The sequence below is a fragment of the Sinorhizobium psoraleae genome, from assembly GCF_013283645.1.
Taxonomy (GTDB): Bacteria; Pseudomonadota; Alphaproteobacteria; order Rhizobiales; family Rhizobiaceae; genus Sinorhizobium; species Sinorhizobium psoraleae.
The window spans coordinates 1-8846 of record NZ_JABEKV010000029.1; the positions used below are offsets into that span (position 1 = coordinate 1).

5 protein-coding genes are annotated in these 8846 nt (G+C 57.4%); 2 read left to right on the forward strand and 3 right to left on the reverse strand.

The genetic code is table 11. The features are described 5' to 3' along the window. The first annotated feature begins 425 nt into the window (after window positions 1-425). Together ILFOPFJJ_RS34155 and ILFOPFJJ_RS34160 are read left to right on the forward strand one after the other, a co-directional pair. Window positions 426-2516, forward strand: a complete 2091-nt coding sequence (locus tag ILFOPFJJ_RS34155; protein ID WP_173514804.1) for a hydantoinase/oxoprolinase family protein — start codon at window positions 426-428, stop codon at window positions 2514-2516. Then, the gene (locus ILFOPFJJ_RS34160; protein ID WP_173514805.1) at window positions 2513-4204 is read left to right on the forward strand and encodes a hydantoinase B/oxoprolinase family protein; all 1692 of its coding nucleotides are present in this window, start codon (window positions 2513-2515) and stop codon (window positions 4202-4204) included. Before ILFOPFJJ_RS34155 ends, ILFOPFJJ_RS34160 begins: the two co-directional genes overlap by 4 nt. A gap of 641 nt (window positions 4205-4845) precedes the next feature. Here ILFOPFJJ_RS34160 and fabG read toward each other — a convergent pair. From fabG to ILFOPFJJ_RS34175, 3 genes are read right to left on the reverse strand one after another with little or no spacing between them, the layout of a single operon-like run. Continuing rightward, window positions 4846-5622, reverse strand: a complete 777-nt coding sequence (gene fabG / locus ILFOPFJJ_RS34165; RefSeq protein ID WP_173514806.1) for a 3-oxoacyl-ACP reductase FabG — start codon at window positions 5620-5622, stop codon at window positions 4846-4848. Next, the gene (locus ILFOPFJJ_RS34170; protein WP_246300022.1) at window positions 5619-7358 is read right to left on the reverse strand and encodes an acetolactate synthase catalytic subunit; all 1740 of its coding nucleotides are present in this window, start codon (window positions 7356-7358) and stop codon (window positions 5619-5621) included. Before ILFOPFJJ_RS34170 ends, fabG begins: the two co-directional genes overlap by 4 nt. Beyond that, a complete protein-coding gene (locus ILFOPFJJ_RS34175) occupies window positions 7358-8716 on the reverse strand; it encodes an aspartate aminotransferase family protein (RefSeq protein WP_173514807.1) in 1359 nt (452 codons plus the stop codon). Before ILFOPFJJ_RS34175 ends, ILFOPFJJ_RS34170 begins: the two co-directional genes overlap by 1 nt. Window positions 8717-8846 lie beyond the last annotated feature (130 nt).

Below are 8846 nucleotides of genomic sequence, written 5' to 3' on the forward strand. Positions count from 1 at the left end.
CCCGAGCAGAGCAAAAGGAATAATCGCGTTTCGGCCGTAGTCTCGCCCCGCCTCTCCAGACGTTATTTGACCCACCACTCCGTTGCCGCCCAATGCTTTTTGCTCGACTGGCCACAATACCCCTGATGCCCTGGATATGTATCGGGTGAACAGGGATCTGAACCGCGCCTCGGGCTGCCTATGGGCTCTCGATGAGCGATAGAAGCTGACCTTGCGTGTAACCTCCTCACGAAAAATGGCTTGACAACCCGGCATTTTTGCCGCGTTTTGCAACAAAAATTGGGCAATTGCGACCGGACATTTCTCGGCCGTCTTTCTCGACACTCTGCTCAATGCAGTCAAACAAGCAACAGCGCCTTCGACGAGGGCCGTTGCTCTGCGACAGATATTTGCTGCCTCGACCATCTGTTGAATGGGGACCAAGCATGAACGAGCAAGCCAATTTGAGCGCGCCTTGGCGCATTGGAATCGACATTGGAGGGACGTTTACCGACCTCGTTCTCATCGACGCTAAGGGGGTTCTATGGCAGTACAAAGCTTCAACGACACCCCAGGATCCGTCACAAGGTGTCATGGATGTTTTGCGATTAGCGGCAGACGCTGCTGGCTTGCCACTCGAGGGCTTGCTGGGCAATTGCTCTCACTTCGTGCATGGGTCAACGATCGCGACAAATACTCTTCTCGAAGGCAAGGGAGCAAAGGTCGGCCTGCTGGTAACCGAGGGTTTCCGCGACTCTCTTGAAATCCGGCGGGGTATGCGTTCGGATGTGTGGGACCATCGCACTCCTTTTCCCCCTGTGCTTGTTCCACGTAGTCTCAGGCTTCCGATACGCGAACGGATTGATAGGAACGGAGAACCGCGCATTCCGCTTGACCACGAAAGCGTCCGACGAGCGGTCGTTGAAATGCAAAGCCGTGGTGTTGAGGCAGTAGCTATCGCGTTCCTTAACAGTTTTCTGAACGGAGAGCACGAGCACGAATGCAAGGCAGCGGTTCGGGATCTCTGGCCCGGCGTCTTGGTCTATACTTCATCCGATATCGTGCGAAAGATCGGAGAGTATGAGCGCAGTTCGACTGTCGTCCTCAACGCCTACGTGGCACCTCGCGTAGTGCCGTATCTGCGGCGCCTTGAGTTACGGCTAAGGGAGTCTGGACTCAAACGTCCCCTTCTTTTGATGCAAAGTAACGGCGGAGTTGTTTCGGTGCAGCAAGTGGAGCACCGTCCCGCATCTCTCCTACTGTCGGGTCCCTCCGCCGGTGCGAGCGCGCTCATGGTGTGCGCCAATGCGCTTGGCATCCAAAACCTCATCTCGATCGAAATTGGAGGCACCAGCTGCGACGTTATCCTAGCTGATGAAACAGGCGTCGCGATGAGCAACAGCACGGACGTGAACGGCTATCATTTGGCTCTCCCCGCAGTCGACATCCATACCGTCAGCGCGGGAGGTGGAACGATCGCGCGATGCGATCACGGAGGCATGCTTCGAACCGGACCGGACGGGGCGGGCGCCTTTCCCGGGCCGGTCTGTTATGGTCGAGGAGGCACCGACCCGACAGTTACGGATGCGCAGCTTGTTCTGGGACGCCTTCAAAGCGGCCGCTACGGCGGCGGCCTTATCGCTCTCGACAAGGATCTTGCCGAAAAAGCAATCGAAAGTCGTATTGCGGCACCCGCTGGCTTGAACACTGTTCGCGCGGCGGCCGGCATCATCCGACTTATGGAACAGGAAGTTGTTCATGCCGTGGAAAAGGTCAGCGTGGAGCGGGGTTTCGATCCGTCTCGCTTTACCCTTGTCGCCGCCGGCGGGGCGGGAGCAATGCACGGCGCTTCCGTCGCGAGCGCTTTGGGCTGCCGCGCCGTTTTTGTTCCGCGCGTTGCCGGCGTGTTTTGCGCCTTCGGTATGTGCACAGCGGACGCAAGGCAAGACGCCGTAAAGTCATGGCTACGTCCGTTCGCAGCGACTTCTGTCGACGAAATTGACGAATTCCTCGACACACTCGCAGGCGAATGCCGCGCGCGATTCCTGAGCGAAGGGTTTGCAGCGCATGCCATCGTTGTCGAACGAGCGCTCGAGCTCCAATACAAAGGTCAGCAATCTTCTGTGAGCGTCCCGGTTGGACATATTGAAAAGGAAGCCATCCGCGCGGCTTTCCTGCAGCAGTTCCGGAGGCTCTATGGGCATGATCAGGGACAGGATGGCATCTACATAACTGGCGGACGGGCAACGGGATTAGTCCGCCTGGGATTCACCGAACACAAAAGCAAACAGCGGATGAAAAGGAAAGTGCAGGCCTCCGAGTTTCGGCGCGTGTACTGGGACGACATTGATGAGTTTAAGGAGACTCCAATCTTCAGCAGCGATGTCCTCGAGTATGGAGACACCGTTGACGGGCCTGCTCTGGTGGAAAGTACGACCACTACGGTGATTTTGCCGGAAGGCAGCCGATTGGAGGTCGACTGCGCATCGAATTTCCTCATTCACCTCAACAGCCCTCTACCAGGAGAGACGTCATGAGTTTCGATGCCGTGCAGCTGGCACTACTTCAAAAACAGTTAGACCACATCTCTCGACAAACCGGATACGTCATGGCCAGAACGGCTCGTAATCCGGCATTTAGTCAATCACATGATTTCTCCTGTTTCGTGGGTAGTGCGGCAGGGGAAGTCGTCGCGCAGGCAGATGGACTACCAATCCACACCGGAGGGGCGGGCTTCGCTTTGCGAGCCGTATTAGCGAAGTTTGCGCGGGATATGGTTCCTGGAGACGTGTTCATTCTCAGCGATCCACATGTAGCAGGTGGCAATCACCTGCCCGACTGGACTGTAATCAAGCCTGTTTTTTGCGTTGATACCCCTGTCGCCTTTGTGTGCAACCGCGCACATCAATCCGATATAGGGGGCGGTACAGCAGGATCTTACAATCCGCGCGCTACAGAGATCTTCCATGAGGGAATACGGCTTCCCGTCCTGAAATTAGTCGAAGCCGGCAAAACGCGCCGAGACCTTTGGGAACTGCTTTTGTTGAATTCTCGATACCCAGAAATGATGGACGGCGATCTCCGCGCCATGCTGGGCGCGATCGAAATCGGTGCTCAACGCCTTCAAACACTTTTTGATGAGTTAGGGGTCGAGCGAAGCAAATTGGCGTTGGAAGCGATCCTAGCCTACGCAGAGCGCATGATGCGCGGTGAAATAGCTCGTCTGGGGGACGGTATCTATGAAGCAGAGGATGCAAGCGATAACGATTGTTTTGAGCAAACTCATGTGCCTGTCAAACTCAGATTGACGGTCCAGGGCGGTGGCATGACCCTCGATTTCACGGGGAGCCACCCTCAAATCAAAGGCTTCAAAAACAGCTCTCTAGCGAACACAACTTCGGCCGCTTTCGTCGGTGTTATGAGCTTTCTCGGAGGTGTCGCTTTGCCGCGTAATGAGGGTGCCTTACGCGCACTCCGGATCATTGCTCCGGAGGGGACTGTAGTCAACGCTCGACCGCCGGCCGCAATGACAATGAACACGATGTTTCCTGCGACGGAGATTATCAACGCATGCTGGAGGGCGCTTGCTAAGGCGGACCCGCAGAGGGCGAGCGGTTCCTGGGGTAAAGCCTCGTACTGTTCTACTTCAGTCAATGATCCTTCCCATGGCTCGTTCAATTTCGCTCATTTTTTCGCTTCTTCCGGCGCGGGCGCCACAGGGGGACGTGACGGTTTCAACGTGATTAGTCAGGTTATTTCGATGGGAGGCCTAGCCTTGCCAAATATCGAAAGCTACGAACAGTTGTATCCTATCTTCGTGCATCAGTGTGAGTTTCGAAAAGACAGTGCTGGCCCAGGACATTTCCGCGGAGGGACAGGTGCAAGATATGTTGTCGACGTCGAGGCGCCAGCGACCTACAAATTTACCGGGGAAGGTGTCCGAACGCCCAGCGGATTAGGTGTTAATGGCGGTGGTAACGGAAGCAAAGGCGAACTGTCCATTGAACTCGCGTCGGGCGAGTTCGTGGAAACGCCCCAATACGGCGTGCTGGAACTGCCCCCAGCTCGCCTGACGATCGCCTCCTCCGCCGGAGGCGGGTGGGGAAATCCCTATCTACGTGACCGGACGGCTGTGCAGCGCGACCTGGATGACGGCGTGATCACACCGGACCATGCCCGATCGTTCTACGGATTCGTCGAGGACGCCAATCTGTCCGCCCGTTGATACGTCATTCGTACATCCATTCAGGATGCTCCTAGGCCAGTCTGCAAGAATACAGCGGCGAAAAAGGACAGCATTTGCCGGGTGTCGTCGAGCGCGTTGTTCAGAGGCACATCGGCGACCGAGCAGGCACTGCGGAGCGATCGAGGGGGCTGCGTTTTCGACTCCCTTAGACAACTATTTCGCATCCAAGCCCCGGGACAAGCTCATTCAACGGAAGATGACGCCCGCAAGCAGGTTTGCGGGCTTGCGAGCGTCGCTCCACATCGAACCTGCGGACTCATCGCTAGATGAATCAATGCTGCCTTCAACCCTTCAACGCGCGTGGACCTTTTTCACTGGTGCCCATTTATCATAGCCGGCGCCGCACCACCGACCAAGCTGTCGGATCAGCAGCGAGGAAGCGAGCGGGTTGACGAACGCAACAAAGCACGCGCCTGAGCTTTTCAGGCGAAGGCTGTTGCGAAGACGTACGAAAAAAAGGTGGCTGCCGCCGAAACGTGTTCGACGACAGCCAAGCGGCCCCTGGGAGGACGGGCCTGAGAAAGATGAAGTTCCTTGCAGTGCGACTCCACATGTACCGAGCGGGTTTGTTTTCCCTCTCGCGCTTGCGGCTCGTCACATAGCTCTGGCTCGACACCTCATCAGCAGGGCAGATATTCCCCGCCGTTAACATCGATAACGGCTCCGTTCACGAATTCGGCCTGATCGGAAGCGAGAAAGGAAACGACCGCCGCGATATCCTCAGGACGTCCAAGACGGCCTGAGGGAACCCGAGCGGCTGCGGCGAGATTTGCCGGACTGTCCGGAGCTCCCAACATCTCGGTCAGTACATTTCCCGGGGCCACAGTGTTTGTCGTGACGCCATGGGCCGAATACTCGCTAACCAAGGACTTCGCCATTCCGCCCAAAGCCGCCTTGGAGGCTACATAGCTAGCGCCCGCGATCCGTGGCATCGTCCGACTTGCCATAGACCCGATCAAAATGATGCGCCCAAATCCTTTGGCAGCCATGAGAGGAGCCGCGATTTGGCAGCATAACATGGCGCCGGTCAGATTGATTGCCATCACCTCGTGCCATTCACTGAGGGGAATGGTATCGAATGCCAGCCGTTGGCCGTTGGGCTTTGGAGAGTATCCTGCATTACACACTAGAACATCAGCTGAGCCCCAGGTCTTTTTGAGATCTTCAAAAAAACCTTTGAGCGCATCGGGATCTCGCAAATCAACGACGTCCGCCCGAACCTTGTCCGCACCAAATTTTCGCGATAGGTCCTCGCGCGCCTTTTCTACACGCGCTGCTTTTGTGCTGAAGACAGCCACTCTGTAACCTGTAGCGAGCAGACGCTCTGCGCAAGCAAGGCCGATGCCCGCCGTGCCACCTGTTACTACAGCGATGCGGCCAGATGCCTGGCTGTTCATGCCCCGTCCTCCAGCTTCTCAAACAATGAGATCGGCGGAAATGCACCAGGATCGGTGATCATATCGATCAAAAGCGGCCCCTGCCCGGCCAATGCCCGGTCAAGCGCAGCCCCCAAGTCTTCCGTCCGCTCCACGCGCAAAGCAGGGCATCCACAACCTTCCGCAACCTTCGTGTGGTCGACGACGCTAAAGTGGCAGGCACTCGTATAGCCCTTAAACTTCACCGTCTCAGCGTGTTTCTGGAAGCCAAGAATGCCATTATTGAGGACGATCACAGTCAGAGCGATACCAGAGCGGACAAGCGTTTCCAATTCGGCCCAGCTATGCGCGAAACCCCCATCGCCAACAATAGCGACGACAGGGTGGTCTGGACGCGCGATCTTTGCCCCCATTGCCAGCGGAAGCCCCCACCCCAGGCCCGCCAAGCCGCGCGGTGTGATAAAGCGCATGCCGGCCTTGAGGCTGCGAAGCTGCCCTGTTACCCAAAATGAAGAATAACTAGCATCGGTGACGATCGTGGTTTCAGGGGTAAGGCGAGACTGTAGCTCCCGCATCAGGAATTCCGGCCGTATTGGCCCCTCGTTTCCATGGGCGACGGAATAGCGGTCTTCTTCGAATGCCCCCCAAGCGGCGGCGATCCTCGCCTCCAATCCTGATCTCGCTTGCTGACGAAGTGTCAGGGAATGCTCCTTCAGGGCTTCACGCAAGGCGCGCAGCGTCTCAGCCGCAGTACCCACAAGACGCATCGCTTCGTAAGTGCGCCCGATCTCTCCCGGATCCACGTCGATGTGCACAACCTTAGCTCCAGCGGGAATCAAGCGCCAATTGTCAGTTCCGTTTTGGTTGGTGCGCGTTCCCACGAGCAATACAAGATCAGCCTCATCGAGAAGGGATCGGCTGTGGCGACCTAGTGAACGAGGCCCGGTGAGAGATCCCAGAACGCCAGCGGACAACGGGTGATGTTCATCAACTGCCCCCTTCCCCATGTTCGTTGTAAATACCGGAAGAGACGCCGTTTCCTGAAGCTGAGCGAGCTCCGCCGCGCCGCCGCCTGCGTGAACGCCGCCGCCAGCCAAAACGACCGGGTTGCGGGCCTCAGCAATGGCGCGGGCAGCCTCTGCAACGATGGCAGCGTCCGGTTGCATGCGGTCCAACGGCCAGTGGCCAAGGCTAGCCTTCCTTGCGAATGCAGGTACCGGCGCCTTTTCTCGCAGGAGATCAGCAGGCAACAGCACGACTGCAGGTCCTGGTCGCCCGGAGGCAGCCGCGACGAAGGCAGCATCAATGTAGTCGTCGATGCGTTCGCCGACGACCACGCGACGAATCCATTTCGCGCAGGCCTGGAACAACGCAATATGATCTAGCTCCTGAAACGCATTTCGGTCCGCCTGATCGCGCTCGACTTCCTGAACGAGGGCTACTACCGGGACGCTGGCTTTTAGTGCCTCGGCCAGTGGCGGAACGAGCAAAGTTGCGGCGGGGCCGTTTTGGGCTGCGACGACAGCGACTTTGCCAGAGCGACGTGCATAGCCATCGGCCATTGCGCCGCCCATGTTTTCCTGTCGATATGAGACCTGCCGGATGCCGATCTTCTCCGCAGCAAGAATTACTGCAGACGGAAGGCTCTGCGCAAAAATTGCCTCCACACCATGACGCTGGAGCGCATGCGCGACCCGTTCAGCGACGGTCATTTCGGCACTGACTACTGTTTCTTTCATTTGAGTAAGGCTATTCATTACCGTACCTCCTCCGTCGACGCTGGCGTTGTCGCAAGGAACCGATCGAAGACATTGGCAATCTTATCGATCTCGGCGTCAGACATAGCCGTAGACAAGCAAGCTGCTGCACCCGCTGGCAAGATGATGCCTTCATCGCGGAAGAAGCGACTCATGGATTTAAGGGCTGCCGCTTCGCCGGCCGACGGATAAGCCTCGCGGTAGTCCCGCGGCAGAGTTTGCTTAGGGTGAATCCGAAAGAGTGACGCCACACCGCTGATCACGAAATGCGCTTGGTGGCGCTCAATCGAGTTGGTTAGGGCAGCCCGCAGGCGGTTGCCCATTTCCTCCAGACGATCGAATGCCGCTTCACTCATGGCTTCCATGCTCACTCGACCGGCTACCATCGATACCGGATTGGCGGAGAAAGTCCCTCCCTGTGCCACTTTGGCTCGCCCAGACGATACATCAAAAACACTCATAACGCGGCGCGACCCGCCAATGGCCCCAATGGGGAACCCACCGCCGATGATTTTTCCGGCAGCAATCAAGTCAGGTTCAATACCGTAGCGTGCGGAGGCGCCGCGATAGCTCTGACGAAGATTGAGGACCTCATCGCAGACGACGAGAATGCCGTGATGCCGAGCCGTTTCAACGACGGCCGCAATAAACTCAGGTTCCGGCGGAATGAGGCCACCGCGGCTCGGCATGGGGTCGAGCAAAACGCAGGCGAGGCAATCGGCAGCGGCGGCGATCCGGCGACGTGCGCCGTCAGCGTCGTTGAAACGAAGGATGACAACATCGTCGGCAACGGACGCAGGCGTCCCAACATAGGATGGAACTGCGACGGGCGCTTCGGGCGACCCCCACGTCGAGGGTGTACCCCCCTGTCCTGCCTCAGCCCAATCATAGGAGCCATGATAGGCACCCTCGATCTTGGCTATGCCAGGCCTTCCCGTGAAGGCGCGCGCCGCCTTGATGGCGAACATCACCGCTTCGGTGCCAGTGTTTACAAAGCGGATTTGTTCGACGGCTGGAATGCGACCCACGAGTAGTTCCGCCAGCTCAATCTCATGGGCTGTTGGATTGGAGAAACAAGTTCCGTCACGGAGAAGGCGTTCGACAGCATCCATCGCCGGAGCAAATCCATGCCCGTGAATCAGGGTAGTGAAGTTGTTGTTGAGATCGAGAAAACGCTGTCCGTCCACATCGATCAGATATGCGCCTTCGCCTTTGAGGATGTATCGCGGCATTGGGTCACGCTCGACGGTGACACGGGTAGTGCCATCAGGGAAAACGTGACGCCCACGTTCGAAAAGCTTCGCAGACTGCGCATCGGGCAAAGCAACACCCGGCGCCTCTTTCGTTTCATGCAACATTTAAAGCAGCTCCTTGCGACTAGGACGGGCACGGCCCGTGACTGGGAAGATTTGTTGCAACAAAAATACCCGATGCTCGCGCGGATGCAAGAGGCTTGCGAAAATTTATGTCACAAACCGCTTGTCTGAA